The 26,739-nt window shown below is 54.9% G+C and carries 27 protein-coding genes, 1 tRNA gene, 1 other RNA gene and 1 pseudogene; 23 read left to right on the plus strand and 7 right to left on the minus strand.

The genetic code is table 11. The features are described from left to right. A pseudogene (locus HFM78_RS11420) lies at positions 1-210 on the minus strand (hypothetical protein); the annotation flags it as partial. A gap of 176 nt (positions 211-386) precedes the next feature. Here HFM78_RS11420 and HFM78_RS11425 point away from each other — a divergent pair. The 6 genes from HFM78_RS11425 (at position 387) to HFM78_RS11450 (ending at position 8,439) form a co-directional block, all read left to right on the plus strand. Beyond that, positions 387-1,949 carry a TldD/PmbA family protein gene (locus HFM78_RS11425; protein WP_287129572.1) on the plus strand — a complete coding sequence of 521 codons (1,563 nt, stop codon included), beginning with the start codon at positions 387-389 and terminating at the stop codon, positions 1,947-1,949. Next, positions 1,949-3,262 (plus strand): TldD/PmbA family protein, encoded by a 1,314-nt coding sequence (locus HFM78_RS11430; RefSeq protein ID WP_287129573.1) that lies wholly within the window; start codon positions 1,949-1,951, stop codon positions 3,260-3,262. The genes HFM78_RS11425 and HFM78_RS11430 overlap by 1 nt, the downstream gene beginning before the upstream one ends. A 464-nt stretch (positions 3,263-3,726) precedes the next feature. Continuing rightward, positions 3,727-3,996: a DUF7004 family protein gene (locus HFM78_RS11435; RefSeq protein WP_287129574.1), complete on the plus strand. Its 270-nt coding sequence runs from the start codon at positions 3,727-3,729 to the stop codon at positions 3,994-3,996. After that, the gene (locus tag HFM78_RS11440; protein ID WP_396035026.1) at positions 3,980-4,213 is read left to right on the plus strand and encodes a DUF7004 family protein; all 234 of its coding nucleotides are present in this window, start codon (positions 3,980-3,982) and stop codon (positions 4,211-4,213) included. The genes HFM78_RS11435 and HFM78_RS11440 overlap by 17 nt, the downstream gene beginning before the upstream one ends. A gap of 288 nt (positions 4,214-4,501) precedes the next feature. Next, positions 4,502-7,597: a DEAD/DEAH box helicase gene (locus HFM78_RS11445; RefSeq protein ID WP_287129576.1), complete on the plus strand. Its 3,096-nt coding sequence runs from the start codon at positions 4,502-4,504 to the stop codon at positions 7,595-7,597. Between the two features lie 11 nt (positions 7,598-7,608). After that, entirely contained in the window at positions 7,609-8,439 is an 831-nt protein-coding gene (locus HFM78_RS11450; protein ID WP_287129577.1) for an SWIM zinc finger family protein, read from the plus strand. A gap of 139 nt (positions 8,440-8,578) precedes the next feature. Here the strand turns inward: HFM78_RS11450 and HFM78_RS11455 are convergent, their stop codons facing one another. Further along, entirely contained in the window at positions 8,579-10,720 is a 2,142-nt protein-coding gene (locus HFM78_RS11455; protein ID WP_287129578.1) for a ComEC/Rec2 family competence protein, read from the minus strand. A gap of 60 nt (positions 10,721-10,780) precedes the next feature. On the opposite strand from HFM78_RS11455, the gene HFM78_RS11460 reads away from it, so the two are divergent. Then, positions 10,781-11,080, plus strand: a complete 300-nt coding sequence (locus HFM78_RS11460) for a hypothetical protein (protein ID WP_287129579.1) — start codon at positions 10,781-10,783, stop codon at positions 11,078-11,080. Continuing rightward, positions 11,080-11,526 (plus strand): hypothetical protein, encoded by a 447-nt coding sequence (locus HFM78_RS11465; protein ID WP_287129580.1) that lies wholly within the window; start codon positions 11,080-11,082, stop codon positions 11,524-11,526. The genes HFM78_RS11460 and HFM78_RS11465 overlap by 1 nt, the downstream gene beginning before the upstream one ends. 6 nt (positions 11,527-11,532) lie before the next feature. Here HFM78_RS11465 and ssrS read toward each other — a convergent pair. Next, a non-coding RNA gene (ssrS, locus tag HFM78_RS11470) (6S RNA) lies at positions 11,533-11,716 on the minus strand. Positions 11,717-11,804: 88 nt separating this feature from the next. Between ssrS and HFM78_RS11475 the strand changes: the two genes are divergently transcribed. The 8 genes from HFM78_RS11475 (at position 11,805) to pap (ending at position 17,712) form a co-directional block, all read left to right on the plus strand. Next, positions 11,805-12,659, plus strand: a complete 855-nt coding sequence (locus HFM78_RS11475) for a CHAD domain-containing protein (protein ID WP_287129581.1) — start codon at positions 11,805-11,807, stop codon at positions 12,657-12,659. A gap of 28 nt (positions 12,660-12,687) precedes the next feature. Further along, complete coding sequence (gene minC / locus HFM78_RS11480) at positions 12,688-13,380, plus strand: septum site-determining protein MinC (protein ID WP_287129582.1); 693 nt, start codon at positions 12,688-12,690, stop codon at positions 13,378-13,380. Then, the gene (gene minD / locus HFM78_RS11485; RefSeq protein ID WP_287129583.1) at positions 13,380-14,186 is read left to right on the plus strand and encodes a septum site-determining protein MinD; all 807 of its coding nucleotides are present in this window, start codon (positions 13,380-13,382) and stop codon (positions 14,184-14,186) included. The genes minC and minD overlap by 1 nt, the downstream gene beginning before the upstream one ends. Before the next feature lie 4 nt (positions 14,187-14,190). Continuing rightward, on the plus strand, positions 14,191-14,469 hold the full coding sequence (minE, locus tag HFM78_RS11490) for a cell division topological specificity factor MinE (RefSeq protein ID WP_287129584.1): 279 nt from the start codon (positions 14,191-14,193) through the stop codon (positions 14,467-14,469). Between the two features lie 50 nt (positions 14,470-14,519). Continuing rightward, entirely contained in the window at positions 14,520-14,981 is a 462-nt protein-coding gene (locus tag HFM78_RS11495; RefSeq protein ID WP_287129585.1) for a CRR6 family NdhI maturation factor, read from the plus strand. Positions 14,982-14,983: 2 nt separating this feature from the next. Further along, positions 14,984-15,526 carry a shikimate kinase gene (locus HFM78_RS11500; protein ID WP_287129620.1) on the plus strand — a complete coding sequence of 181 codons (543 nt, stop codon included), beginning with the start codon at positions 14,984-14,986 and terminating at the stop codon, positions 15,524-15,526. A gap of 4 nt (positions 15,527-15,530) precedes the next feature. Next, on the plus strand, positions 15,531-16,166 hold the full coding sequence (locus HFM78_RS11505; protein WP_287129586.1) for a 1-acyl-sn-glycerol-3-phosphate acyltransferase: 636 nt from the start codon (positions 15,531-15,533) through the stop codon (positions 16,164-16,166). A gap of 73 nt (positions 16,167-16,239) precedes the next feature. Continuing rightward, positions 16,240-17,712 (plus strand): polyphosphate:AMP phosphotransferase, encoded by a 1,473-nt coding sequence (gene pap / locus HFM78_RS11510; protein WP_287129587.1) that lies wholly within the window; start codon positions 16,240-16,242, stop codon positions 17,710-17,712. Between the two features lie 52 nt (positions 17,713-17,764). On the opposite strand, the gene HFM78_RS11515 is transcribed toward pap, so the two are convergent. Together HFM78_RS11515 and HFM78_RS11520 are read right to left on the minus strand one after the other, a co-directional pair. After that, positions 17,765-18,958 (minus strand): glutathione S-transferase family protein, encoded by a 1,194-nt coding sequence (locus HFM78_RS11515; protein WP_287129588.1) that lies wholly within the window; start codon positions 18,956-18,958, stop codon positions 17,765-17,767. A 169-nt stretch (positions 18,959-19,127) separates the two neighbouring features. Continuing rightward, positions 19,128-20,111, minus strand: a complete 984-nt coding sequence (locus HFM78_RS11520; RefSeq protein ID WP_287129589.1) for a metal ABC transporter solute-binding protein, Zn/Mn family — start codon at positions 20,109-20,111, stop codon at positions 19,128-19,130. Between the two features lie 139 nt (positions 20,112-20,250). On the opposite strand from HFM78_RS11520, the gene HFM78_RS11525 reads away from it, so the two are divergent. The 3 genes from HFM78_RS11525 to HFM78_RS11535 are packed head-to-tail and all read left to right on the plus strand — an operon-like array spanning position 20,251 to position 22,836. Further along, positions 20,251-21,153: a metal ABC transporter substrate-binding protein gene (locus HFM78_RS11525; RefSeq protein WP_287129590.1), complete on the plus strand. Its 903-nt coding sequence runs from the start codon at positions 20,251-20,253 to the stop codon at positions 21,151-21,153. 17 nt (positions 21,154-21,170) lie between these two features. Continuing rightward, positions 21,171-21,938: a metal ABC transporter ATP-binding protein gene (locus HFM78_RS11530; RefSeq protein ID WP_287129591.1), complete on the plus strand. Its 768-nt coding sequence runs from the start codon at positions 21,171-21,173 to the stop codon at positions 21,936-21,938. Between the two features lie 7 nt (positions 21,939-21,945). Beyond that, positions 21,946-22,836, plus strand: coding sequence for a metal ABC transporter permease (locus HFM78_RS11535; protein ID WP_287129592.1), 891 nt, complete (start codon positions 21,946-21,948; stop codon positions 22,834-22,836). Here the strand turns inward: HFM78_RS11535 and purE are convergent. Both purE and HFM78_RS11545 read right to left on the minus strand, forming a co-directional pair. Then, the gene (gene purE / locus HFM78_RS11540; protein ID WP_287129593.1) at positions 22,821-23,339 is read right to left on the minus strand and encodes a 5-(carboxyamino)imidazole ribonucleotide mutase; all 519 of its coding nucleotides are present in this window, start codon (positions 23,337-23,339) and stop codon (positions 22,821-22,823) included. The genes HFM78_RS11535 and purE overlap by 16 nt on opposite strands. Further along, the gene (locus tag HFM78_RS11545; protein ID WP_287129594.1) at positions 23,336-24,421 is read right to left on the minus strand and encodes a 5-(carboxyamino)imidazole ribonucleotide synthase; all 1,086 of its coding nucleotides are present in this window, start codon (positions 24,419-24,421) and stop codon (positions 23,336-23,338) included. Before HFM78_RS11545 ends, purE begins: the two co-directional genes overlap by 4 nt. Positions 24,422-24,509: 88 nt before the next feature. Here HFM78_RS11545 and HFM78_RS11550 point away from each other — a divergent pair. The 4 genes from HFM78_RS11550 to nrdR all read left to right on the plus strand — a co-directional run bounded on the left by HFM78_RS11550 (position 24,510) and on the right by nrdR (position 26,734). Next, positions 24,510-24,582, plus strand: a tRNA-His gene (locus HFM78_RS11550). Between the two features lie 200 nt (positions 24,583-24,782). Continuing rightward, positions 24,783-25,064 (plus strand): hypothetical protein, encoded by a 282-nt coding sequence (locus HFM78_RS11555; RefSeq protein WP_287129595.1) that lies wholly within the window; start codon positions 24,783-24,785, stop codon positions 25,062-25,064. A 432-nt stretch (positions 25,065-25,496) separates the two neighbouring features. Beyond that, positions 25,497-26,255, plus strand: a complete 759-nt coding sequence (hisF, locus tag HFM78_RS11560) for an imidazole glycerol phosphate synthase subunit HisF (protein WP_287129596.1) — start codon at positions 25,497-25,499, stop codon at positions 26,253-26,255. A 38-nt stretch (positions 26,256-26,293) separates the two neighbouring features. Next, complete coding sequence (nrdR, locus tag HFM78_RS11565) at positions 26,294-26,734, plus strand: transcriptional regulator NrdR (protein ID WP_287129597.1); 441 nt, start codon at positions 26,294-26,296, stop codon at positions 26,732-26,734. Positions 26,735-26,739: the final 5 nt, after the last annotated feature.

A 26,739-nucleotide genomic window follows, 5' to 3' on the forward strand; every position in this document is an offset into this window, starting at 1 on the left:
GGGCACCACGGGCACCTTAGGGCTAATGCCGGTGGTGTGATAGACCGCCATATCTACGCCAAAGTACCAATCCATCCGTTCAGCCCAGAGACTAGTCAGTAATGACAACAGCAGGTTGGGGCGTAGATTTTGGTCCTCATTATCCACAGGAGTATCATCCGAGCAGGGGAGGTGAGCAGTGCTGAAGGTGTGTGAGTGAGGCTGAGCCACCACTGTGCGTACTACCAGGAATTATGACCTCATTATAAGTTGCTCAAACTTGACCGCTATCTATTAAGGTTTTTTATCCCTCTAAATCCCTTTTTTAAGGGCTAGACTCGGCAATATCTCATAACTTCTCACATGTGATTAGCAGAGCTTCAGGTAATCTGTAGCAGAACACGAGGATGACTATGCACCGTCGGGATGTGATGCGGGGAATAGGGGCACTACCGCCCTTGCTACTGTTGGGAGACCGGCTTCAGGCGGCGGAATTGGCTAAACCTGTTTTCGCAGACGCAGGCACGGCTAAGGATTTTTGTGAGACTGTCCTCAAGGCTGCTAAATCTGCCGGGGCCGATTATGTAGATGTCCGTCTGATCCGTACCCGTGAACAATCGCTGTATGCCCGCAATAACCGTCTCGCTGAACTCGCCGATGACCTGAGTGCGGGGTTCGGGGTGCGCTGTCTGTACCGGGGAGCCTGGGGATTTGCCAGCTCCAGTATCGTTAGCCCTGAGAGTGCTCAGACCACCGCCCAGCTTGCCGTTGAGATTGCTAAAGCCAGTGCCCGTAGCGTCGTGGAACCCGTCGTTCTAGTCACCGAACCCGTCCACGCCACCGGAAAATATATAACCCCCCGCGTGGTAGACCCCTTTGGGATTCCCCTTGCCAAAAAAGCAGAAATCCTACTGACCGCCAATGCCCAGATGCAGAAAATTCCCGAGGTCAAGGTGGCCTTTGGACAGATGCTCTTTATCCAGACTGATAAATACTTTGCTTCCTCCGAGGGTTCGTTTATCCAGATTGATGGCCTGATTTCCACCGCTGAGCTGACTGCCAACGCTGCTGGGAACAACGACCAACAGTCGCGTACCTACGAGATTTTCCCCCGTCACGCGGGCTGGGAGTACATTGAGCAGGGTAACTTCGGTGCCCAAGCCGAACGGGTCGCCCAGGAAGCTAAGCTCAAACTGACGGCCCAAGCTAGTCCTCAAGGTAAATATGACTTGGTGTTGGATGGCAGTAATCTTTTCCTGACGATTCACGAGTCGGTTGGTCACGCGACTGAACTAGACCGGGTGTTGGGCTATGAAGCCGATTACGCCGGGACGAGTTTTGCCACCACTGATAAGCTCGGCAACTTCAAGTACGGCTCCCAGTACGTCAACCTCGTGGCGGACAATCTCTACCCTGAGGGACTCGCTTCCACCGGATTTGATGACGATGGCGTGGCCTGTCAACGCTGGGATATCGTCAAAGAAGGGACCTTGGTGGGTTACTCGACGAATCGTGAAGTGGCTGCGAAAATCAACCAAACCCGCTCCCGTGGCTCCTCCCGCGCCCAAGGCTGGGATGCGATCCCGATTGTGCGGATTGCCAATGTCGGGCTAGCTCCCGGTTCGGGTACCCCGGCGGAATTAATTAAAGATGTGAAGGACGGTATTTACATTGAGGGAAACGGTACCTTCAGCATTGACCAACGCCGTCTGAATTTCCAGTTTGGCGGGGATATGTTTTACCGTATCCGCAACGGCGAGAAAGCCGAAGTCCTTAAAGATGTCGTCTATCGCGGGGTCACGCCCCAGTTTTGGGGTAGCTGTGACGGAGTAGCCGGGGCTGAATACTGGAAACCTTACGGGGTCTTAAATTGTGGCAAAGGCCAACCCGCGCAGTCGGGACGGATGACCCACGGCGCGGCCCCGGCCCGCTTTCGCCAAATTGATGTAGCTCCAGGGAGGAATAGCTAATGACTTTTATCACCAAGGACGCGGCTCAAAAACTGACCGCTGACCTGCTCAAACAAAAGACTGCCCCCGATGCCACCGTTTTCATTGGCTACCAGCGCAATGCCGTGAGCCGTTTCGCCAACAACGCCATCACCCAAAACACCCTGGTTGAAGCCACCAACATCCGGGTTGAATGTGCCTTTGAGGGTCGTAAAGGGGCCGCAAGCACCACCACGCTCACCCCCGAAGCCCTCACTGACACCCTACGCCGCGCTGAAGCGATTGCCAAAGTCGCCCCGCCCGACCCGGAATACCTGCCGCCCCTGGGACCCCAGACCTACCTCGCGCCGCCCGGTTATTCCCCCGAGACCGCCCGCCTAGCCGTAAATGAGCGGGCTAGCCGGGTCCTGACGATTACCGAAAAAGCCGCCAAAGCTAAAGTCCGCGCCTCTGGGACCGTGGAGAGTGGTGAATCTGGGGCGGTACTTGCCAATTCAAAGGGTCTCTTTGCCTACGACTTGGGGAGCAACGGCTTGATTGGGACGACTATGACCGCCCCAGACAGTTCGGGGTGGGCCAGAGATACCGCCCCGGATATCCGTCTCCTTGATCCGAGTGCTCTCGCCGAAGCCGCCCTCGAACAGACCCGCATTGGTGCGGCCCCCAAGGACCTCGCCCCGGGCAAATACACGGTCATCCTCTCGCCAGCGGCGGTCAGTCAACTGGTCTGGTTCATGTTCTACCTGATGGACGGGCGCAGTACCACCGACGGCGTTACATTTTTGTCCAACGGCAAACTGGGTCAGAAACTCACCCCGGAAGCTATCAATATCTACAGTGACCCCCTCAATTCCCGCGCCCCAGGAGCAGCCTTTGGCGATAGTGGACTCCCGCAACGGCTGGTGAAATGGGTGGACCAAGGCGTGTTTAAAGAAGTGCGCTGGGACCGTTTCACCGCTCAAAAACAAAAGCAGACTCCCACACCATTTCCTGCCAACCTGATCATGGCGGGCGACGAGAGCAAGTCACTTATGGATCTTGTCAAGTCCACGGAACGCGGGGTTTTCCTTACCCACGTCTGGTACGTGCGCTACATCAAACCTGCCGAGACCCTACTCACGGGCCTCACCCGCGACGGGACCTTCTTAATTGAGAATGGTAAATTCGCGGGGGGCGTGAAGAATCTCCGTTTCAACGAGAGCGTCCTGAGTCTGTTGCAACGGGTAGAAGCCATGTCCAAAGCCGTCTCTGCCGTAGACAATGAAGCCCCGCCCAGTTTATTCCCTGGACTCAAGGTGAAGGACTTCAATTTCGTCAGTGCTACCCAGTTCTAATTGTTCATTGAAGATCTAGCCTAAGTATTTTACAATAGGCTAGATCTTCGGAAGGATAACTAGTCTTGGACGAAAATACTCCCAATAATCATAGAAGCTTTCACACAACTGCTCGAAGCACTTGTGGTTACTTTCGGTCCTGGGGTACGGTAAGTATCATTTTGGAGATACAGGGAGCCTAAACGAGACAAAAGAGACTTTTATACCCATCTAGCCTCGGAAAACTAAACTTGCCCACAGTCATACCTATCTCAAAGACGGACTTGACTACTTGGAATGACTTACATAAATGCCAGCACTCTCGTGGTAAGTCTTTCGCAGCTAACCACACATATTCTATCGCGTTCTTCTCCGGTATATATGGGGTAGGACAGATACACTCTATCCGCCGATCTTTTCGCTCTAGTCCTTTGTTTCTCTCTTCAACCAAATTATCAAACTTACTACCTAAAGAGGATAGAACAATGTCACAACACATTAAAGATTTTAACGATGGCAGTGTTTTAGAATTTGATGCTGGTACTTTCGATGCTTGGTGTATTTATTTGAAAAAAACAGGACGTGAAAGATACGCACCCAGAGACAGGGAGTATTTCAGTGACTTAAGCGAACTATCGGGCAAACATACTAGTCAGCAAATCTATAGTGATTTTGTTCTGATTTATGAACAAACAGACGTATCACTCAACTCAAACACTTTAGATTTAATTGTAAAAATTGTCAGCAAAATATGATCATGATTCGCTTAAAATTCAAATTATTTTTACTATTATTTATGCTGGAATGGTTGCAGAAGAAAACAAAAAATTTACTAAGCTAGGTAAAAGAGTGAAGCACCTCGGCGTATATCAAATTCTAATAGAGGGAATGCCAGCACACCAAGCAGCTAATTTCAGTAAAGGTAAAAAATGGCGAGAGATTGCGACTGATTGTAAAAATCGAGGATTCTGAAGGCAAATTTTGTTGGCGATTACAATTACCCCTTATCCTGGGTCATGCTCAAAAAATCTGCTATCACTTTGATAGTCCGTCCGGCTACTTGACCATCAGCGCAGCATGAGCAGTGGTCTAGCAGTGGCGGAAAGCTTGGCAATCTGGACTAAGGGTCCATGGCAGTTCTCGCGGTGAAGTGTGGCGAGGAGGAACCGCTGCTGAAGTGCTGGGAATGGCTAATCTCTAGAAGTGGGCCTAGTCCGTGTACTTCATCCCTTGCGATCAACCTCCGCTAGACTAAGGGGAATGATTGAGGCTTCACCAGTGCTCATCCTGCATGGGACATGGATTCCAGATTTAGAAGCTGGTTTTATTCAGAAAGGAGCCTTTTACCTGTGGGTAGAATCGGACGGCAAGCCCTGGTATCTGAACCTTAAAGCCCTGCGGACTTTTTTAGCCAGTAGCTTGAACATAGAAGCACCAGCGAGTTATTTTATTGAACAGACTTTGTTATTACCTACTGCTGCTGGTCAGCCATTGCCATCTTTTGAGTTGGCGAGGTATCTAGAAACAGAGTTGCCTGAGCAGTTTGAGTGGCAGTTCTGGCAGATAGCTTGCTATCGACTGGCAGCCAGTACCTATTCAGCCAAGGGCTCCCCCGTTATTCGTCTCCTGCATGACCTATACTTTCGGGTCCGCTATGAGCTCAATGACGTGCAGTTCGGCTCAGATTTACTATTTTGGCATCACTATAGTCAGTTTCTCAAAGGGATTCTTTATAAAGACCATTACATCCCGGCCCTGAAGCTGCGGCAGTTACCCGCTCAGGGTAAGCGTAAGCAGCCCGTCAGCGAAATCTATCCCAGTTGGCAATTTGTCTCAGCTCAATATGAAGCAGGCATTCTTGAGTATAGTCAGCAGATGCCCTTAGTCTGTGCCAGTGGGCAGACAGGACAGGTAGGTTTTTGGGACCGGGAGACGCTACTTCGTCACTTCTCAGAGAATTTGTTGGTGGATATTGTGACTCATACCCCGCTCCCTGAAGTCTTAAGCAAGCAGTTGGGCGGTTCGTTGGTCGAGGATTGTCTAAATTTAGCCTCCCCCTGGTTGAGTAGTCTGGATGGGGTATGGGAGACCTACCAGCAATGGTTGATCTGGAAACACCGACTGACCACTGCCCGCACTGCTACCTCCTTCGTACTCGGTCTACAACTAGAGGCCCCGGAGAATGAAGGCCCTTGGCAGTTGCGTTTCCTAGTCTCCTCGCGCTCCGCTCCCTCCTGGCAACTGTCGCTCGCTGATTACTGGGGCCGGGATGCAGAGGCTAAGGCCCAGTTACAACCGTACCTAGGTAGCCAATTTGAGCCGCAGTTACTCCTCGCCCTGGGTTACGCCGCCCGGATGTGGTTACCACTCTGGACAGGACTGCACACCGACCGTCCGACGGGGTTGGTCCTCACCATGGAAGAGGCCTTTACTTTCCTGCAAGAAGCGGCTTGGGTCTTGGAGGAGGCGGGCTACCGGGTTATGGTGCCCGCTTGGTGGACCCCTGAAGGTAGGCGACGCGCAAAAGTACGCTTGAAAGCGGGTAGTAGTAGTGGGTCGGCAACCGTAAATAAGGGTTACTTCAGCCTTGATGCGCTGGTGGAATATAGCTATGAGCTAGCAATTGGGGGCGAGACGGTCAGCCCACAGGAGTGGGAGGCACTGGTCGCCGCTAAAACTCCCTTGGTGCGTTTCCGGGGGGAGTGGCTAGCTCTGGAGCAGGCACAGATGGCGCAGTTACTTGGATTCTGGCAGTCCCATCGTCAGGCCCAGTCAACCATGCCCCTTCTGGAGTGGATGAAGTTCACCGCCAATCAGCCAGACCTGGAAGTTGAGCAGGATGCCACGCTACAAGCAGTATTCGCCCGCCTGAAGGACCGTTCGCGCCTGGAATTACTCCCTGACCCGCCCGGTTTGGTCGGTACTTTACGCCCTTACCAACAACGGGGAGTCTCGTGGCTGATTTATCTGGAACAACTGGGGTTAGGAGCTTGTTTAGCAGACGATATGGGCTTGGGTAAGACGATCCAGGTGATTGCCCGACTAGTTCACGAAAAAGCCCAAGGGGACCGACCGGGACCGACCTTGCTGGTTGCACCCACTTCGGTGTTAGGGAACTGGCGTAAGGAAATCGAAAAGTTCGCCCCCCAGCTACGCACGATGATCCACTACGGCCCCAAACGAATCACTGACACCCCCACCTTTAAGGCGACAAGCTTGGACCATGATGTGGTCCTGACCAGTTTCACCCTGGTCCGCAAGGATGAAAAACTCTTGGCGAGTCTGCGTTGGCAACGGCTGGTAATTGACGAGGCCCAGAATATCAAGAACCCGAAAGCAGCCCAGACCAAAGCCCTGCTTAAAATTTCGGCCCAGACCCGTCTCGCCCTCACCGGTACGCCCGTCGAGAACCGTTTACTAGACCTGTGGTCCATCTTCCACTTTCTCAATCCCGGCTATCTGGGGAGCGCGGTCCAGTTCCGCAAAAGCTTCGAGTTACCGATTGTCCGCGATAATGACCGTCAGCAAGCAACCATCCTCAAACGCTTAGTTGAACCCCTCATCCTGCGGCGCGTGAAGACCGACCCGCAGATTATCCAGGACTTGCCCGACAAAATTGAGCAGAAACTTTTTTGCCAGTTGACCAAAGAGCAGGCTTCCCTGTATCAAGCAGTTACGAGTGAAGTGGCAAGACAGATCAACGATACCGAGGGCATTACCCGCCAAGGTTTGATCCTTTCCACCCTGATGAAACTCAAACAAATCTGTAACCACCCCCGGCAATTCCTGCAAGATAATAGTCCTTTCACCCCGGAACGCTCCCACAAACTCAGTCGGCTTGCCGAAATGACGGAAGAAGTAATTGCTGAGGGGGAGAGTCTGCTGGTCTTCACGCAGTTTCACGAGATTGGGACGGCTCTGGAGCGTTACTTCCGGGGCTACCGCTACCGTACTTACTACATCCACGGCGGGGTCAGTCGGGACAAGCGGGAACGGATGATTACCGAATTCCAGGACCCCGCGAGCGGACCAGCGGTTTTTATTCTGTCGCTGAAGGCCGGAGGCGTGGGCATCACCCTCACGCGGGCCAACCATGTCTTCCACTTTGACCGTTGGTGGAACCCCGCTGTCGAGGACCAAGCGACGGACCGCGCTTTTCGGATTGGGCAAAAGAAAAATGTTTTTGTCCACAAGTTCGTCACCCTCGGGACCTTGGAGGAGCGAATTGACCAGATCATTCAAGACAAGAAACAACTGTCTATCACTGTGGTGGGTACCGATGAATCCTGGTTGAGTACGCTGGATAATGAGCGGTTTAAACAGTTGATTACCCTTAGTGAAAACGCCATGATTTGAGGAGTAGACCGATGCGCCAAAGCCGGACTTGGTGGGGAAGACGGTTCATTACCGCCCTGGAAGAATTTTGTGATCCTGCCCGTTTAAGTCGGGGCCGCGCCTATTTGCGGAATGGTCGGATTCTGAGTTTTGTGATTGCCGATGGTCGTGTCACCGCCACGGTACGCGGTTCGGTTAACCCCTACTTCGGGACCTACACTGAGCCACACTACAACACGGGGCTTAGTTTGACGCCAATTCCGAGCCAGGATTGGGAGCGGATCATTGCCCGACTTGCATCTCAAGCCAGTACCGTGACTCGACTCTTGATGAACGAGGTTCCTGAGGATATTGAAGCGAGCTTTGTATCCTGTCAAACCCTACTACCTGAGCGTGAACAGGATTTTAAAACTGATTGTTCATGTCCTGATTATGAGAATCCCTGCAAGCACGTCGCGGGCGTACTTTATCGTCTCGCCGCCGAACTCGACCACAATCCCCTCCTCTTATTTGAACTGCGGGGTCTCTCACGGGCTGAACTCCACAACCAACTCCGCCGCGACCCCTTGGGTCAATCTTTAGCCGCCGGTCTCGAGGAACAATCGCCCGTCCCCGAACTATCGGCTGCCTACTACACCAGCCCACAGCTACAGACGCGACCCGAAACCAGCCTCAAGGAGTTTTGGCAGGGGTCAAAGCGTCTACCTCAAGACCTCACCGCCCCCGAACCGACCGCCATCCCCGCTCTCCTGCTCAAGACTGAGGGCGACTATCCTGCTTTTTGGGAGCGCGAGAATTCCTTCTTAGCCGCAATGGAGGGCATCTATGAGCGCGTCCGCACCAAAAATCAGAGCGTTCTGTAGCGGTCTCGCCCATACCCTGCCGGGCACAGGCAGGGTGGAGGACCAAGGCAGAAGCGAGTGGACCTTAGTTATGACTGCTGCCTAAAGAAGCATCCTCAACTCAAAGGGATGGCTAGCATTCATGGGATGGCGGGGCCGCTTAAAGTACGGTCTGCACCCGGTCCCCGCCCTGCCAAGTAATCGCACCCCGCTCCTGGGACCAAAAAAGTTCGTGTCGGCTAGCTTGGGTCTCCTGTTGGGTGCGTTCACTCAGTTTTGGTTGGGTAGCAAAGATGCCCTTGAGTCGAGGCAGGGTTAGATAGGGCGCGATTAAGAAGGGATTGTCCAGCCAGACCCAATCCACCTCATTCAATTCCGCCCGGAACTGACGGAGGAACTGTTGTTGTTGGGCAATCGTGCGTTCCCCGAGATAGAGGACCCGGCCTTCACTGGTCTGTAAAATCAGCGCGGTCGGTTCGAGGACTCGTATAAAGGTCCGATTTCCTAAGCGTACAATCGTCTGGGGTACAAGCGGTCCCAGGGTTTGCACGACCGGGACCGCTGGGAGAATAGGGGTTTCTCCCAGGGGCACAACAGCGGCTAACTGCTGGACCCCGCGCCGCCGCAGATGAGCCACCACCGTCCCTTTCAGCCAAGCCTCCCGACCATCCCCGATAAAAAACGTCTTACCCTCACTCGTCAAGACCGCTCCCCGCCCGCCCGCTAAAACCGTCAGTTCCACGCGTGGACCGGGAATTAATAGCGGTCCCAGTAAGAGCCCGCCGCCCAAGGCCAGGGCCAAACCCCGACCCTGGGGCAAATGGAGCGCGACCAAGACCGCGTAGAGCAACAGCGTCTGCACCCCCGCAAGGACCCCCGGATAGAGCGTACTGCCTGGAGCCTCCGCGAAAAACTTCACCAGCCCCAGCAGTCCCGTCAAGAGCCAACCCAAAGGCCAATCCATGAGGCGCGTCAAGTCCAACCAAACCAGACTGACTAGCGAACTCAAGAACCCACCAATCGTCAGAAACTCAATCCCCAGCACTGCCACAAAATTAGCCAGCAGACTGTAAGGCGAGAGTTGCCCGAAAACACTCAGTTGCAAAGGCAAGGTCCAGCCGTAGGCCGCAATCGAAACCGCAAAATTAGTCGCAAAAAATAGCGGTAAAAAAGACATCAGTTTCGTCAGCGGTCCCACACTCAGGATTAGACCCAGCGTGGCGAGGAAACTCATCTGAAACCCCAAGTCCACTGCCCAAAAAGGATTCCACAACAATAGAGCCACCGCCACCCCCGCCAGGATTTTCAGTGACTCCGGACGAAACATCCCCCCCGGTTCAGCAAGGGCCTTTTCGTTATAAAGTAAAGCCGCCAAAACTGCATACCCCATCAGTCCCGCCCGCAGAATCGAAGGACTCCCCCCGGCGATGAGCAGATACAGCAACAGCACTAACCCGGTCCCGATCACCCGCGCCCCCGCCGCCCACCGCCCCAATAACAACAGGCAATTACTGACAATCAGCGCGACCTGGGCACCGGAGGCCGCCAAGAGGTGCGCTAGTCCGACCCGAGTGAATTGTTCTTGGATCGTCGGGTCCAGGGTGACGGCGTTGGACCCCAGGACTAGCGAGGACAGGAGTTCACCCCGGGGCGAACCCAGCGCTGTGATGTGGGCTTGGACCAGGGTGCGGCGTAGCTGGGTCAACCAGTTCTGGGGCTGGCTCAAGACCTCGACCGTTTCCGCCCGAAACGTCGCAAAAACTCCCTGCCGCGCCAGATACTGCTGGAAGTCGAACTGACCGGGATTCTTGGCCCCGCTGGGTTCACTGAGTGACCCGATGAGTTTGAGCCGTACGCCTGGGTAGAGTTGTTTACTGACGGCTTGCGGGACCCGGACATACAAAAGACCCTGGGGTCCGGCCTCTAGGGGAGCTACTAAGCGGAGGGGTTTGACTAAGAGCGAGGCTTGGTCAATCCCCGACTTGGGGTCCGTCACCACTTCGGCCTCCAGGATGGCATTACGTTGTGGTGCCCACGCGCTGATATCCGTGGGGCTGGGTCTCGGTACGCGCAGTTGGACATAGCCCACCAGCCCCAACATCAGAACCGCCGCCCCTAACCAGAACTGGACCTCCGGGAGTCGAGGCCGTCGCCGACTCAGTGCGCCCCCAATGCCCGCTAGTCCCAACAACCCCAACCAGCCCCAGGCCACTGTCCCCAATCCCAACCCCAACAAACAAGCCCCCGCCCAAAACCAAAACAAGGTCTGGCGGTCTACACTAGAAAACCTCAAACCCTGCATATCAACCCCACGCCAACCCGCCCCCAAAGCATACGATATTGACAAACCCCAGAGACCGTGATGGACCTCGAACAAAGTTTCAATGAATGGGTCGCTCGTGTCGAGCAGGATCTAATTACGTGGGAAGCCTGGGCCAATCCGCTATTTCAGCAGGTGGACACCGTATTAGAGCAGTGGGTCCAACAGACCGACCACTGGTTCTTTGAGGTCGCCGGGACAATGGAGGGCGAGTTGAACCGTCCGGTGGCCTGTCAGGGTTGTGGTTTTTACCATGGTCGCCAGTATGGGGAAGCGATTTTGACCTGCGCCCTCCATCCCACGGGACCAGAATTAAGCCACTGTCGCGACTGGCAAGCCTGATGACCGAAAAAATTGTGGTTTTCCTCGACCAAGTCAAACTCACCGCTTCCTTGGCCCTGCTGCGTGAACAGGTGGCCCAACATCCCAACCGTTTCACCCCTACCTATGTCCGGCGCGAATGGGCACGGCGCGTGGTCGCTGCCTTGGGCATTAAACGCCGCTGGCATGGCCCTGCCCCCTGTGAGGATTGCCAATATTACTTCGGTCGTCAGGGTATCAACTGTGCCCTCTATCCCAACGGTCCCACGGGCGCGGCTTGCCTAGACTGGGATGGGCTGAGAACGGGCGGCTACTATTGCATAGAAGGTCAAGGCTGGGTCTACCAGGAATACACCACCCAAGGCTGGACCATTCTCCGTACCGGGATTCCGACGACTGAAGTAGGCAGCTATGACTTGTTAGAAGAATTCCCTTGGCCCGCTCCTCGGTCCTATCTTGACCACTGAGCGAGTAAATGACCCGCGACGCCGTTTTACCTATGTCCGCGACCTGAAAGAATCCAGGATGGGAAATGCGATGGAGATTTTAGAGCGTCTGATAACTAGACCAGCGTGCTCACCATCTCCGGTTCTCATCTCCCGTGCGCGATGAGTATAGATCGAGACAATTAGGCAGTCACCAACGTCGCCGGCTGGGGCTATTCTAGCTGTTCTGCCCACAATCGTCGCGGGGAGGAGTTGGCTTTTGCACGATTGGCTACCCTGGAATTAAAGGAGAACAAAGGATGGAAACTACACTCGGGTGGGCAGCCCACGGCCTAATTCAGGAACAGTATGAGCAGTTGCTCCGACAAGAGGAGTCCGTCCTCCTAGATGAGGACCCTGAAGCCCTTCATAAAATGCGGGTAGCCTGTCGGCGTTTACGTACCGCCCTCCAAGTCTTTGCTCAGACCCTCGATCTACCCACGGACCTCACCCAGGAACGGGTCCGGGACCTCGGACGGGCTTTGGGCGGACTGCGGGACCTAGATGTGCAACGGACGGACCTCATGACCTATTACCAACCCCGGCTCCCGGATGAGTCGCAAGTAACCGCCCTGACCGAGCGGCTAACCAAGCAGCGTCGTCGTGCCTACAGCCGGGTTCAACATGAACTAACCCGCCCCCGCTACCAAAAACTGAAACGCGCCTGCGCCGATTGGCTGGCCCAGCCCCGTTACCATCCGGTCGCCAAACGCCCCCTGTCGCCGCTGTTGCCCTACCTACTCGGTCCCCTCTGTGCCGAGATGATGCTCCATCCGGGTTGGTTACTAGATGACGACACCGATCCTCATGTACTCCACGACCTGCGTAAAGCCCTCAAGCACGTGCGCTACGAGGCGGAATTTTTCGCTGATGCTTACCCCCCGGCTTTCAAAGACTGGATCAAGGGAATTAAGACGCTGCAAGAGACCCTAGGCACCATTCAAGATACCGGAGTCCTCGCTGCCCAACTGTCCACCGCTGAATCCGACTTGCACCTAGCCATTCAGGACCGCCGTGCCCGGGCTCTCCTCCACTGGCGCACCCTCCGCCGCGCCTACCTCGAACCCGTCTTCCTCACCCAACTCGCCCAGATCGTCGCCCGTCCGGCAATGTGATAGGATGAGACCCACCCTCAGCATCCCTATGCAGACCCTTCCCCTTGAGCAACAGGTGACTTTCAAAGGTTCGAGCGAGGGCCTGCGGCTGTTGTTGCCCCCAGACTTGAGCTGGGAAGAGGTGATGCAACAACTCCAACAACGATTGGATGCCGGGGAACGACTTTGGAGTGGTGGGTTTCGCGTCATCCTCGAATGTCAAGACCGCCTGACAGATGCCCCGCAACTTGAACAGGTGGCTCAGCTTTTGACAAGCTACCAACTCACCCTGGGTAAAGTCACCACCAGCCGTCGCCAGACCGCCGTCGCCGCAGCGGTGGCGGGTCTCAATGTCGAACAACAGACCCCGGCAGTCCCCGTCCTCATGCCCTGGGCTGAGCCTTTGTATTTGCAACAGACCGTGCGCTCGGGAGTGCTAGTCAAGCATCCCGCCACCGTGATTATCCTTGGGGATGTGAATCCAGGGGCTGAGGTCCATGCTCGGGGCGATATTATGGTCTGGGGTAAGTTGCGTGGGTTGGCCCATGCGGGTAGTGATGGCAATGACCGTGCTTTAATTTTTGCGTTACATCTTGCACCCATGCAGTTGCGGATTGCCGAATACTTGGCCCGTGCCCCGGAGGGTGCCCCCTCGGACCGGCCCGAGGTGGCCTACGTGCGCGATGAGAATATTCATATCGCGCTAGCAGCAGATTTTAGGATGGCGCGGGGGAGGAGTTGATGAGTGGCAAAGTTTTTGTGATTACTTCGGGTAAGGGCGGGGTGGGTAAAACAACCACTTCGGCAAACTTGGGGATGGCTCTGGCAGCTCAAGGCCGTTCGGTCGCCTTGGTGGATGCAGATTTCGGTTTACGAAACTTGGATCTGTTATTGGGACTGGAGAACCGGATTGTCTACAACATCCTGGATGTCCTCAATGGTGAATGTCGGTTAGACCAAGCCTTGGTCCGCGACAAACGCCAACCCAAGCTCGCCCTGCTCCCGGCGGCCCAGACCCGTGACAAAAACTCGATTACCCCGGCTCAGACCCGGGACATCACCAGCCAACTCGCTGAGAGTTTTGAGTATGTACTGGTGGACTGTCCGGCGGGGATCGAGCAGGGTTTCAAAAATGCCATCGCCGGAGCCCAAAAAGCCATCGTCGTCACCACCCCCGAAGTCTCTGCCGTCCGGGATGCTGACCGGGTGATTGGTCTACTCGAAGCGGCGGGGATCAAGGACACCGAACTCATCGTCAATCGTCTCCGGCCCCAGATGGTCAAGGAAAATAACATGATGTCCGTGGAGGACGTGTTAGAGATCCTGGCAATTAAACTGTTAGGTGTGGTGCCGGAGGATGAAAAAGTCATCGTCACTACCAACCGGGGCGACCCAATTGTGTTGAGTGAAACCCCGCCCCCCGCTGGACAAGCCTTCCTCAATATTGCCCGCCGCCTCCAGGGCGAGCATGTGCCTTTGATGAACCTAGAAGGCCCCCCGCCGGGTCTTTGGGACCGTTTACTATCCTTGATTCGAGGCACAAAGTAACACGATGATTATGGAGTTACTGGATAAATTTTTTAACCGCGACGGCAAGGTCAATACCAGTCGGAATATGGCGAAGGACCGACTCAAGATGGTTCTGGCCTACGACCGGACGGATATTTCTCCGCAATTGATGGCGAAGATGCGCGGTGAATTACTGGAAGTCGTAGCCCGTTATTTTGAACTAGAGGCCGCCGACCTGGATGTGCAACTTGACCGTGAAGGGAACACCACGGCTTTGATTGCCAATGTGCCGATCCGCCGGGTCAAGCAAGAGGACGAGTAGCGGCCTGGGGCGCAAGGATGTCAGGATATAAAAGCTGCCCGAAACACCCCGTGGACTTTACCCTCGATCGCAAGACCATTGAACGGTTGGACCTGACGGGTATCCAGTCTGTAATTGCCGACTTGAGCCGTGACCCAATTGCCCAAGCCCGCCAGCTAAATTTTCAATTCGATTACCCCCGCGATGAGTCAGACCCCCGCGAACTCTCGGAGATTGAAGAAGTCCGGCTCTGGTTCATGCGCTTGGATGCCCGCTACCCGTGGCTACCCTATTTCCTCAATTGGCGGGCCGGGGAGTTGACCCGGTATGCAGCGATGCTGGTCCCCCACCGTTTCGAGCGGCAGGAGGGGTTGGTTTTTAATACCGAGGCCCTCCAGATTTTCGTATTGCATAAGGTTTTCACGGTCCATGACTGGCTGAGTGCCCAGAAGATCCAAAACCATGCGGACCTGCGCTACATGGCTCAGACCCTAGGGTTTGACCTCGATCCTGCTTTTTTTACCCTGCTTTGACGATGCTCAAAAATACCAATGTTTATCTAGTCGGGATGATGGGCGCGGGTAAGTCCACGGTGGGTGCGGTCCTAGCTAAGGCGTTGGGCTATCACTATTTCGATACAGACACCCTGATTACCCAGGCGACGGGGCTGACCATACCCGAACTTTTTGCCCAGGGGGAGAGCGTTTTTCGGGAGGTAGAAACCCAGGTTTTGAGCCAGTTAGCGCCCCACACGCGCTTGGTGGTGGCAACTGGGGGCGGGGTCGTCCTGTCACCGCGCAATTGGGCCTATCTGCATACTGGGGTGGTGGTGTGGTTAGAGGTTCCGGCTGAACTATTGTGGCAACGCGTCCAAGGGAAGACGAGTCGGCCTCTGTTAGTAGGCGGGCGGGAGCGGTTAACTGAAATTCTGACGGAACGGTTGGAGCTTTATCGGCAAGCTGATGTCACCGTGACGGGGACAGAGACGGCGGAGGCGGTGAGCGGGGTTATTTTAGCGGCGATCCAAGCGCGGATCTTAGCGGATGAGGATTATATTCAGCGTTTTATTGGACGATAGATCCATGGCTTATCCACCGCCGGAGAGTCGGCTCTTCATCTACCATTTTTCCAAGTGGCTTTTGGTCAGTCCGCTGTTGCATCTAGCTTGGCGGCTGAAGATTGAGGGCCAGGAATACATCCCCAGTTCGCCCTACATCGCAGTCTGTAACCACGCGAGCAATCTAGACCCGCTCATCATCGGCAACTGCTTGGGCCGACCCACCGCATTTATGGCGAAAGAAGAGTTATTTCATGTCCCGGTCCTCAAGCACATCATGCGGATTTATGGGAGTTTCCCCGTTAAGCGGGGCGTGATGGACCGGGGAGCCCTGCGCTCGGCCTTGGAGGCCTTGGCAGCGGGCTGGGTGGTAGGGGTTTTCATTCAGGGGACGCGCACCCCAGATGGACGGGTAGATAATCCCCAACCCGGCGCGGTCCTGCTGGCAGCGAAGGCAGGCGTACCCTTACTGCCAGTTGCTATCCTAGGCAGTGGCGATATTTTACCGAAGGGCGCGGTCTGGCCCCGGATCGCACCGGTCGCCGTCCGGTTCGCCCCCACAATCCTGCCCCCCCCCTCGACCCAACGTGCTGACCTAGACCGAGTCAATCAAGTCTGCACCCAAGCAATTAATCGTCTGTTGGACCGCCCATACACTTAGGGGAACTGACTCTTGAGAGAAGTGGGCGGGATTCAAGACCGCTACAATACCGTGACAAGCTTGGCGTGAATGCATGTTTGAGTCGGCTGAACTGGGTCATAGCATTGATAAAGCGACGTTTGAGCAGGAGGTCCCCGGTTTGCGGGACGCGCTCATTGATGCTCAGTATGATTTGACCCAGACCAAGCAAGCGGCAGTGATCATCTTAGTAGGCGGGATGGACGGGACAGGCAAGAGTGAGACCGCCCATCTACTCAGTGAATGGATGGACCCACGTTATCTTCAGACATTAGCCCTCGGGGAGCCGACAGCGGTGGAGCGGCAACTCCCCGCCATGGCGCGTTTCTGGCGAGCACTACCGGGCAAGGGGAAGATTAGCATCTTCTTTAATTCTTGGGCGACGGACCCGGTTTGGCAGCGAGTAGCAGGGGACCTCAAACCGGGGCGGTTTCAGCAATACCTCCAAGACACGGTGCGGTTTGAGAAAATGCTCCGCGATGAGGGCGTGTTACTGGTTAAATTTTGGTTCCATTTACCAAAAAAACGGCAAAAAGAACGGCTGGAATCTCTCCAAAAAGACCCCCGCACCCGTTGGCGGATCACCGACCAGGAATGGGACCATTACCACCATTACGACAAGTTCTGTCAGATAGCGGAACAGATGTTGCGCGAAACTAGCACGGCTGAGGCTCCCTGGATGATTGTGGAGGGGACAGACCACCGCTTCCGGGAACTGACCGTAGGCCGAGTTTTACTAGAAAACCTCCGTAAACTTGCGCCTGCACCCGCCCCGGCTCTAAAAACGCCGCCGCTCTTACCCGCCATGGACCAGCGCACTGTACTGACAACCCTAGACTTGATGCAGAAGATTGCCAAGGACGATTACGAGAGCCAGCTAGAACAACAGCAAGGCCGCTTCAATCAACTCACCCGTAAATCAGCTTTTAAAAATCACGCTCTGGTCGTTGTGTTTGAAGGGTTTGATGCGGCGGGGAAGGGCGGGAGTATCCGCCGGGTTAGTCAGGCCTTGGATGCCCGTCAATACCAGATTATTCCTGTCAGTGCGCCCACCGAAGAGGAACTCGCCCAGCCTTACCTCTGGCGGTTTTGGCGACATTTGCCGCTGCGGGAACGGATCGTAATTTTTGACCGCTCCTGGTATGGACGGGTCCTCGTGGAACGGGTCGAGGGTCTATGCACGGAAGCGGATTGGTTACGAGCCTACAGCGAGATTAATGACTTTGAACAGCAGCTAGTCGAGTCAGAAATAATTCTGGTCAAATTCTGGCTCAGCCTTAGTAAGGAAGAGCAACTTAAGCGTTTCCAAGCCCGAGAAAGCGACCGTTTTAAGCGGTTCAAGCTGACGGAGGACGATTGGCGCAACCGCGCGAAGTGGGACCTCTATGGGCAGGCAGTTTGTGACATGGTAGACCGGACCAGTACCGATCTCGCCCCCTGGACGCTCATCGCTGCCGAAGACAAATATTTCGCCCGTATCCAGATCCTCAACACCCTTTGTGAAAAGATAGAGGCCGCGCTGTCCTAAAACAGAAGGCTACACTTGCTTCCCTGCTTGCGGGCTAGGGGTAGAGGGCGGCTTAGGCAAAGTCCACTGGGTTCTGGTCGCGGCGGTGTTGAGTGGGGATGGGGGGACCTTGACCGTCGCCTGCCAAACTAGCAATTTCTTCTAAGGAAGTCCGTAACCGTTTGGCAGCGTAAATAGACATATCCCGTGGCACATTGATCCGGTCGCGTACATACCTAAGGGCATGGTCGGACCCGGCTGGTGGCACACAGGTCACGTCGGTCATCAGGTGAGTCAGGGCACAGCGCAGGGCTTCATCAAACAATGGGTCGGCGGCGGGGTTGACGCGCACAAGGTTAGCGCGGTGCTTGAGGACACGGGAGAGGGCTTCAGCGCGAGCAGTGACAGGTTCGGGGTAGGTCGCATCGGGTAGCCCGAGCCAGGGTCCGTGGTCTACCCGGGTCTTATTACGGCGCATCTGGGGCTCACCGTTTTCCCAGCAACCGCCCATTTGGGGCGGCAGGTCATGGACATGGGTGTGGAAGTCACTCTGGGTACCGCAGTAGGTCGGTCGGCTTTCCATGGCATCGAACCAAGCCGCGAAGCTAGGATTTTCCCGGAGCGCGTAGCCTTTGTAGTAGTAAAGACTGGCGTGCATCCGTTCAACATAGGGCGTAAAAATTACATCAGCCGTACCGAACTCGGCAAGGAAATAGGGACCCGGTGTACTAGCTAGGGCGGCTTCAACCATCGTTACGACGGTGGTAAATTGGTCGTGGTTATGCTGCTCTCGCTGGGGTGAAGCGGGATAACAAAGCCACTGGCACCAAGCTCTGAATAGCATCCGCTCCAACCGCCTGAGCGGGAGCATAGTAGGGTCTTTCATGCCCGCACCCAAGGGACCAAAAACCTGTTCCAGGGCAATCAAAATGTCATCACTTTCGGTGAGGATGCGCCCGTCTAGCTCGACAGCGGGCAGCATTCCCGATGGAACTTTGCGCTTATACCAATTTTCTTTTTCGCCGTAGCAAAACATGGTCACTTTTTCGATGCGGTAAGGAATTTGTTTTTCCTCCAACCACAGCCAGATTTTTTGACAATAGGGACACCAAGCATGGTTGTCGCGGTATAAGGTCACGCGCACAGCGGACTCAGGCAGACCAAATAGGCGCAAACGGGCTTGGGCATTGGTGGGGCCATGGACGGTATCTATCGAAAAGTCGGTGAGGGCGGCTAGTTCTGCCCAAGTCAGCGGCATGGTGGTCATGATTGAATCCAAGTTGGGGTACCCAGCATCTAGGGGTAATCGTCCTCGATTGTACAGGCAGAAGCTCTGACGCTCGGAAGGGGCGGGGTACGATGACCCTTTAAACAGATTAGGTTGAAAAGATGGCACAGACGCGGGTCTAAAACTAGCTCTCGGTAAAGATAGAGGATTAAGGAGCTTTGAACGCTGTGTAGGTGCCGCCTAGCCCCTCAACAATGATTTGAGTATTCGCCGCCATCGCCTTGAGGTAGGTGTCGCCTTGGCTGCCCTCAATGCCCAGGGAATCAGAATAGAGTGACCCGCCAATTTTCACGCCAGACTCGCGGGCTAGGGCGGTTACAAGTTTGGGTGAGGTGGAAGTCTCGGTGAAGATAGCGGGTATCCCGGCTTTTTTGACTTTCTCGACGAGGGTGGTGATTTTTTTGACGCTGGGTTCTTCTTCCGTTGAGAGTCCCAAAATGGAACCCAGGATGGGCAAGTCGGCGTAAATCCCGTAGTACTGGAAGGCATCGTGGGAGGTAACGAGTAACCGCCGTTCCTCTGGGATTGTCACGATCTGGGTTTTAATCCAGGCTCCCATGGCACGAATCTGGGCGCGATAACGTTCAGCATTAGCGGCGAACTGTGCTTTAGATTCAGGGAATTGTTTGCTTAAGGACTGCTCGATGGTATCCACGTAAAGGACAGCGTTATCCGGTGAACCCCAGCAGTGCGGGTCAGCGGTGAACAGGCTACTGCGTTCGATGGGTTTGAGTGGTTTGACATTGCCCGCCTCTGCCACGGTTACTTTGGGAGCAGGGTTCGCTGTGGCCTCAATGACTTTGATGAGTTTGGGTTCCAGGTATAGACCGTTGCTAAAAACTAGGTCAGCCCCCGAGATTACCCGCGAGTCACCAGGGGTAGATTCGTAAACGTGGGGGTCCACTCCCGGTCTAAGAACACTGAAGACTACGAAATCTTCACCCGCCACCACCCGGACCATATCGGCAAGGATCGTAGTGGTGGCGACGATCTTGGGCTTCTTACTCTGCAAAAAAGCTTGGGCCACCGGGTCCAACCCCGCTTCCTTCACCGTCCGATCCGGCGGCGTATCACCGCCACAGGCACTCAAAAAGAAGAGGCAGACCAAGGAGGAGAAGGAACGTCTGAACATCAGTGAGGACCTAGCAATACATTCTTGATTCTAAGGTGAATCCTAGGATTATGAAAATCTCGTCCCACTTTTTCTAATTCTTTTCATTATCTTTTCACAAAGCTGATACTATGTAGAAGTGTAAAGAAAGGACCCGTTCATGTTTAAACGTGTTGTTGCCTTGGCTCTAGTAGCGGCTTTGGGCATCCCGGTTGAGGCCCAAACCAAAAAAATTGTCGTTACCACATTTTCCGTCATTGCCGATATGGTCAGTAACGTGGCGGGCGATGCGGCGACTGTTCAGTCCATTACCAAGGTCGGGGCCGAGATCCACGGCTACGAGCCGACCCCAAGCGATGTGGTCAAGGTCCAAAAAGCTGATCTAGTCCTCGACAATGGCTTGAACTTGGAGCGGTGGTTTGAAGATTTCTATGGCAACCTCAAGAGCGTACCGCGCTTCAAACTGACCGAGGGGATCAAGCCGATGGCAATTAAAGAGGGACCCTACCAGGACAAACCCAACCCCCACGCCTGGATGTCCCTACCCAATGCCCTGATCTATGTCGAGAATAGCCGTAAAGCCTTGGTCAAGATTGACCCCGCTAACCAAACCACCTATAACACCAACGCCAAAGCCTATAGTGCCAAAATAAAAGCGTTAGACACCGACATCCGCAAATCTCTCGCTACCATTCCCCCTACCAAACGGTATCTCGTCAGTTGTGAGGGGGCCTTCTCCTACCTCACCCGCGACTACAAGCTCAATGAGGTCTACCTGTGGGCCATCAACGCCGACCAACAGGGCACCCCTAAACAGGTCCGCAAAGTAATTGATACCGTCCGTGCTAACCAGATTCCGGCGGTCTTCTGTGAGAGTACGGTCAATGACAAGGCCCAGCGGCAGGTGGCCCAGGAGACCGGGGCCAAGTTTGGGGGAACATTTTATGTGGATTCGGTCTCGTTGCCCGATGGTCCGGTCCCCAACTACCTCAGTATGTTGCGCTATGATGCCAGACTGATGCTCCAGGGGCTCGGGGGCACCCTGTACGGCTCCCTGAAATGATCCCCGACGGAGGCTCCATGCGTGAGGTCAGTATCCAAGTCCAGGGCGTGACCGTGAGTTACAGCGGAAATATTGCCCTCAACAACGCCAACCTAGAGTTGCAGAGTGGTTCAATCAGTGGGCTGGTCGGTCCCAATGGCGCGGGGAAATCCACCCTCTTCAAGTCCATCATGGGCCTATTGACCCCGGCCCAGGCGCGCGTCATCATCAACGGCAAACCGATCCAAGCTGCCCAAAAAGCCAACCTCATCGCCTATGTCCCCCAGTCCGAGGAAGTGGACTGGAGCTTCCCGGTCAGTGTCTGGGATGTAGTAATGATGGGGCGTTATGGCTACATGAATATCCTGCGTATCCCCAGTGCCCAGGACCGCAAAGAGGCCCAAAAAGCCCTAGACCTTGTACAGATGGCTGAATTTCGGGAGCGTCAGATTGGAGAGCTCTCCGGGGGCCAAAAAAAACGGGCTTTCCTCGCTCGCGCTCTGGCTCAACAGGGGACCGTGATGCTCTTGGATGAACCGTTCACGGGAGTGGATACCAAGACCGAGAAGACCATTATTGACCTCCTTCTGCAACTCAAACAGTCAGGGCATACCATCCTTATCTCGACCCATGACCTGGGTTCCGTCAGTAGTTTTTGTGACCAAGTAATTCTGGTCAACCGGACCATCCTCGCCTACGGTCCCACGGCAGAAGTCTTCACCGAGGAGAATTTAACCAAGACCTTCGGCGGGATGCTCCGTAACCTGACCTTTAGTCCGCCGATCCAACCCCAACCACGCAACTGAGGTAGCTATGGAAGCAATCTGGCTCTGGTTCGCTGAGCCCCTCCAGTATGAATTTATTCGCAAGGCAATTCTGGTGAGTGCCATCGTCGGGGTGGTCTGTTCAGCCCTCTCCTGTTACATCACCCTCAAGGGTTGGTCCTTGATGGGGGATGCAGTCTCCCACTCGGTCCTGCCGGGGGTCGTCCTTTCCTATATCGTCAATGCGCCCTTCTCGATTGGGGCGTTTATCTTTGGTCTCGGTTCAGCAATTGGGATTGGGTTTGTCAAGTCCCAGACCCGGATTAAAGAAGATGCTTCGATGGGAATTGTTTTTACAGGCTGTTTTGCCCTGGGACTGGTTCTTATCTCCAAGACGCCCAGCAATATTGACCTCCAGCACATTTTGTTTGGTAACGTCTTGGGGATATCGAATGAAGATATGCTCCAGACCTTTATCATCAGTGGGATTACCCTGGTGACCATCATCGTCCTGCGTAAAGATTTGTTGTTATTTTGTTTTGACCCGACCCACGCCCGCTCCATTGGTCTCAACACCCAATTTCTGAACTATATGCTCTTGGCGTTGCTGTCTTTGACCATCGTTGCGGCCCAACAGACCGCCGGGATTACGCTGGTGGTGGCGATGTTGATTACCCCAGGGGCCACGGCCTATCTGTTGACCGACCGTTTTGATTGGATGCTCGGCATTGCAGTTGGGATTGGGGTTTTTTCGAGTGTGATCGGGACCTACTTGAGCTATCACTTTGACGGTTCCACGGGCGGCTCGATTGTGCTACTGATGACGTTATTTTTTATTGTGACGATGGTTTTCGCACCTAAGCACGGATTACTGCGGCGGGCTCTACGTCTACAACAAGCCAAGAAACCCGTCCCCGGAGTGGTTCAGAGCATCTCTTGAAGGTACTGCTCAGCCCCGAGCCGTTGGAGTCGTTCCTGTTTGGCCTCGACCTCAGCGGCGAGACGGGCTTGATAGCTGAGCATCTTGGCTTGTAACTCGGGGTCGTGGGTCGCCAAGATCCGCACCGCCAATAAGCCCGCATTCTTGGCCTGTCCAATCGCCACTGTGGCCACCGGAATCCCTCCCGGCATCTGGACAATTGAGTAGAGGGAATCCAACCCACCGAGATGAGCCGTCGGCACAGGCACGCCAATCACGGGCAAAGGCGACAGTGAAGCCACCATTCCCGGCAGGTGCGCCGCCCCCCCCGCCCCAGCAATAATCACCCGTATACCACGCCCGTGGGCTAGCTGAGCAAAATTGACCATGAAGAGCGGAGTCCGGTGGGCGGAGACGATCTGACATTCATAGGGGACTGTGAATTCCTGTAATACCGCTAAAGCCGCCTTCATCACGGGTAAATCCGAATCACTACCCATAATCACACTCACCACTGGATTCATCCCTGACCCTCCCAACGTTTACGGGCCAGCCTCGCCCGGTCCCATGCCTCCGCAACTGTATCTGCCAAGACCGTCAAATGGCCCAACTTACGTCCCAGACGGGGAGCCTTCCCGTACCAGTGAAAGTGCACATCCCCTAGATCCAGCGGTGCCCACAACTTAAACTCCCGCTCAGTTCCCAACAGGTTGACCATCGCCGCAGCGGACCGCACCAAATCCGTATCTCCCAAAGGCCAACCTAGAACCGCCCGCAGGTGTTGTTCAAACTGGTCCGTCTGGCAGCCCTCCAGGGTGTAATGCCCGGAGTTATGGGGCCGGGGGGCGAGTTCGTTGACCCACAACTTATCACCGGCAGTTAAAAATAGCTCAACCCCAACAACCCCGACAGCCTGAATGGTCTCCACGGCCCACAGCGCGAGTTTCTGGGCTTGGGTGGCGACAAGGGCAGAGACTCGGGCCGGGACTAGCACGGTATCACAGACTCCGTTCACCTGTTGGGTTTCGACCACGGGATAGACGGCCACTTCGCCCTTGGGGGTGCGGGCAACCATGACCGCGAGTTCCCGTTCAAAAGGAACCCGCGCTTCCACCATCCAGTCTGGAGACCAAGGGGGCAGGGTTTCCCCCAGGGTCCAAAACTGAGTACCCCGTCCGTCATAACTCTGGCGACGGGCCTTGAGGACGACCTGGGGACCGTGTTCACAGGCAAAAACCTCGACGCCAGCCCAATCACTCGGGGCCGCAAACTCTGGTACAGGCAAACCCGCTTGGGCTAAGTGGTTCCGTTGCTGATATTTGTCCTGGATGATTTCCAGCGTTGCTAGACTGGGCCAGACAGCGATGGGGTAACGGGTCTGGAGTAGAGCTAGAGCTTCGACATCTGCCCATTCATGCTCAAAGGTCAAGACATCGCATTGCTGGGCTAGGGTTTCTAAATTCTCAACGCAGTGGGGGACAACCTGGGCGGCGGGTTCATCCGCTTGGGCATACAAAATGAGGTCTAAGCCCAGACGATGTCCAGCCAGAGCCAGCATCCGCCCCAACTGTCCGCCCCCAACAATCCCCACCCGTGGCCTATACATCGCTCACCCTAGCTGTCCGCCCACCCATTCTGCCAAAGTATCGTCCCACTTCCCGAAAACCCACTATGCTAGATAAGGTGCAACCGTGGCGAGTGTGGTGAAGCGGTTAACACAGAGGATTGTGGTTCCTCCATTCGCGGGTTCAAACCCCGTCACTCGCCCTCTCTCCCAGAGCCAGTTCCAGCCCCCAGAACATCCTCTATGTAGGAGTTCTGGGTAAGATCCAGAAAAAAAGACGGCGCAACACCCCAGGATCAGAGGTTCTAGATAAACTCTACAAGCTCTACAGGCTTCAACCGGGGGCTCTCTTGCAGTACATCCCTGATGTTCAGGATTCACCTACAGCCGCCGGAGATCCTAAATGACCACAGATGAACTACTTCAATTGATCGCTGCCAATACCATCGCCACTGCTGAAAACACCAAAAGCATCACTGACCTTCGCGGGGCTGTCTCTGACCTTCGCGGGGCTGTCTCTGATCTTCGCGCTGTAGTTTCCGATGTGCGGGAGATTCAGGCTGAACAGTCCCGTGAGTTTAATGATTTAGTTCAGGTTATGCGGCTCTCTCTAGTACGCATGGAGCAGCTTTATACTCAGAATGCAGACTTACAACAGCGCGTATCTATACTAGAAAACGAGTAAGGGGAGACGTAAAAGAGGGTATCGATTTTCACAAGGCTAGTAGAGTTATATTTATTAAGTCTCTGCAAAAGCAATATCCAAATACTAAACTAAAGCTGCTTTGGGCTGGAGCCAGTTATCATCGTTCAGAAGAGGTTAGGACATTTCTAGAGTTAGAAAATAAAGAGCTACCGCGAGAAGAATGGAAGGTAGAATGTATTCGATCTGCTACCTATGCCCCAGAGCAGAATCCGACAGAAGATATCTGGAACCATGGTAAACGCTTCATCGGGGAGTGTTGGCATCTATGCAAATCTTTTTCAGCGGTTAAGTTTATATTCGAGTGGAGACTAAAGCATGAAGTCTTTGATTTTCCTAAGTTGCAAGAATACAAAAAAATGCTACGCTTTACGTGAGTTTACTATATCGGGTAGATAACTGTAAGGAAAACCAATGCTGGCTAAACGGTTGGTGGCCTGTCTGGATGTGCAGGCGGGGCGGGTGGTGAAAGGGGTGAACTTTGTCGGGTTGCGCGATGCGGGCGACCCAGTGGCCCTGGCGCGACTCTACAACGATGGCGGAGCCGACGAGTTGGTATTTCTAGATATTACTGCCACCCATGAGGAGCGCGGCATCCTTAGAGAAGTCGTCCAGCGCACTGCTGAAGAACTTTTTATTCCCCTGACCGTAGGCGGGGGCATCCAAGACCTCCAGATGATCCAGGACCTCCTTAGGGCCGGGGCCGACAAGGTCAGCATCAACTCAGCGGCAGTCCGTAATCCTGATTTCATCAGTGCAGCTAGCCGTGAGTTCGGGCAACAGTGCATTGTGGTCGCCATTGATGCCCGCCGCGAGGCCCAAGGGAACTGGGGCGTGTACGTGCGGGGGGGCCGGCAAGCTACGGGGTTAGATGCGGTGCAGTGGGCACAGGAAGTCCAGGCGCGGGGAGCGGGAGAGATTTTGCTCACCAGTATGGACCGCGACGGGACCCAGGCGGGTTATGACCTACCCTTGACCCAGGCCGTTGCCCGCGCGGTCTCCGTCCCGGTGGTGGCCTCCGGGGGAGCCGGGAACCTCGCCCATATCCGTGAAGTCTTGACTGAGGGAGACTGTGCTGCCGCGCTTTTGGCCTCTTTATTACACTATGGACAGTTGACCCTCGGTGAAATCAAGGCTGACCTCCAAGCCCACGGGGTCTGCATCCGTAGTTGAGGCTTGCCCTGTTGGGTCCCTTCTGTCACTATGGGCTCATGCTCTGTCCCTTTTGCCACCAAAGCGATAGTCGAGTCCTCGAATCACGGCCCCTCCAAGAGGAGGTACGTCGTCGGCGGGAATGTCTAGCTTGTAAACAACGTTGGACCACCTATGAGCGGTACGAGGTGGCGAACCTCATGGTCCTCAAGCGCAACGGTCGCCGCGAACCCTTTGACCGGGCCAAATTGACCCGAGGCATTAGTCTCGCCTGCTCCAAAACCGGTGTTACCCTGGCCCAAGTTGAACATCTGGTGGATGAAGTTGAAATCCAAGTCCAAGACTGTGGTGAAATCGCGGCTCAGGAGTTGGGGGCACGGGTGCTAGCTAGTCTTAGGACGTTAAACGAAGTTGCTTTTGTCCGATTTGCCTCGGTTTACCATCGCTACCGCCAAGTCAGTGATTTTATCCATGACCTGACACGGACGGAAGGCCGCTAACGATC

Origin of the sequence: Candidatus Cyanaurora vandensis, from assembly GCF_013285555.1 — a bacterium.
GTDB classification, from domain to species: Bacteria; Cyanobacteriota; Cyanobacteriia; order Gloeobacterales; family Anthocerotibacteraceae; genus Cyanaurora; species Cyanaurora vandensis.

Excerpts from the sequence above, each read along its gene's own strand:
- HFM78_RS11520 (WP_287129589.1), bottom strand. The coding sequence starts at position 20,111 with ATGTTCAGACGTTCCTTCTCCTCCTTGGTCTGCCTCTTCTTTTTGAGT.
- nrdR (WP_287129597.1), top strand. The coding sequence starts at position 26,294 with ATGCTCTGTCCCTTTTGCCACCAAAGCGATAGTCGAGTCCTCGAATCA.
- purE (WP_287129593.1), bottom strand. The coding sequence starts at position 23,339 with ATGAATCCAGTGGTGAGTGTGATTATGGGTAGTGATTCGGATTTACCC.
- HFM78_RS11445 (WP_287129576.1), top strand. The coding sequence starts at position 4,502 with ATGATTGAGGCTTCACCAGTGCTCATCCTGCATGGGACATGGATTCCA.
- HFM78_RS11450 (WP_287129577.1), top strand. The coding sequence starts at position 7,609 with ATGCGCCAAAGCCGGACTTGGTGGGGAAGACGGTTCATTACCGCCCTG.
- pap (WP_287129587.1), top strand. The coding sequence starts at position 16,240 with ATGTTTGAGTCGGCTGAACTGGGTCATAGCATTGATAAAGCGACGTTT.
- HFM78_RS11465 (WP_287129580.1), top strand. The coding sequence starts at position 11,080 with ATGACCGAAAAAATTGTGGTTTTCCTCGACCAAGTCAAACTCACCGCT.
- HFM78_RS11455 (WP_287129578.1), bottom strand. The coding sequence starts at position 10,720 with ATGCAGGGTTTGAGGTTTTCTAGTGTAGACCGCCAGACCTTGTTTTGG.
- hisF (WP_287129596.1), top strand. The coding sequence starts at position 25,497 with ATGCTGGCTAAACGGTTGGTGGCCTGTCTGGATGTGCAGGCGGGGCGG.
- minD (WP_287129583.1), top strand. The coding sequence starts at position 13,380 with ATGAGTGGCAAAGTTTTTGTGATTACTTCGGGTAAGGGCGGGGTGGGT.
- HFM78_RS11545 (WP_287129594.1), bottom strand. The coding sequence starts at position 24,421 with ATGTATAGGCCACGGGTGGGGATTGTTGGGGGCGGACAGTTGGGGCGG.
- HFM78_RS11475 (WP_287129581.1), top strand. The coding sequence starts at position 11,805 with ATGGAAACTACACTCGGGTGGGCAGCCCACGGCCTAATTCAGGAACAG.
- HFM78_RS11425 (WP_287129572.1), top strand. The coding sequence starts at position 387 with ATGACTATGCACCGTCGGGATGTGATGCGGGGAATAGGGGCACTACCG.
- HFM78_RS11515 (WP_287129588.1), bottom strand. The coding sequence starts at position 18,958 with ATGACCACCATGCCGCTGACTTGGGCAGAACTAGCCGCCCTCACCGAC.
- HFM78_RS11505 (WP_287129586.1), top strand. The coding sequence starts at position 15,531 with ATGGCTTATCCACCGCCGGAGAGTCGGCTCTTCATCTACCATTTTTCC.
- minC (WP_287129582.1), top strand. The coding sequence starts at position 12,688 with ATGCAGACCCTTCCCCTTGAGCAACAGGTGACTTTCAAAGGTTCGAGC.
- HFM78_RS11535 (WP_287129592.1), top strand. The coding sequence starts at position 21,946 with ATGGAAGCAATCTGGCTCTGGTTCGCTGAGCCCCTCCAGTATGAATTT.
- HFM78_RS11430 (WP_287129573.1), top strand. The coding sequence starts at position 1,949 with ATGACTTTTATCACCAAGGACGCGGCTCAAAAACTGACCGCTGACCTG.
- HFM78_RS11555 (WP_287129595.1), top strand. The coding sequence starts at position 24,783 with ATGACCACAGATGAACTACTTCAATTGATCGCTGCCAATACCATCGCC.
- HFM78_RS11500 (WP_287129620.1), top strand. The coding sequence starts at position 14,984 with ATGCTCAAAAATACCAATGTTTATCTAGTCGGGATGATGGGCGCGGGT.
- HFM78_RS11525 (WP_287129590.1), top strand. The coding sequence starts at position 20,251 with ATGTTTAAACGTGTTGTTGCCTTGGCTCTAGTAGCGGCTTTGGGCATC.
- HFM78_RS11460 (WP_287129579.1), top strand. The coding sequence starts at position 10,781 with ATGGACCTCGAACAAAGTTTCAATGAATGGGTCGCTCGTGTCGAGCAG.
- HFM78_RS11435 (WP_287129574.1), top strand. The coding sequence starts at position 3,727 with ATGTCACAACACATTAAAGATTTTAACGATGGCAGTGTTTTAGAATTT.
- minE (WP_287129584.1), top strand. The coding sequence starts at position 14,191 with ATGATTATGGAGTTACTGGATAAATTTTTTAACCGCGACGGCAAGGTC.
- HFM78_RS11530 (WP_287129591.1), top strand. The coding sequence starts at position 21,171 with ATGCGTGAGGTCAGTATCCAAGTCCAGGGCGTGACCGTGAGTTACAGC.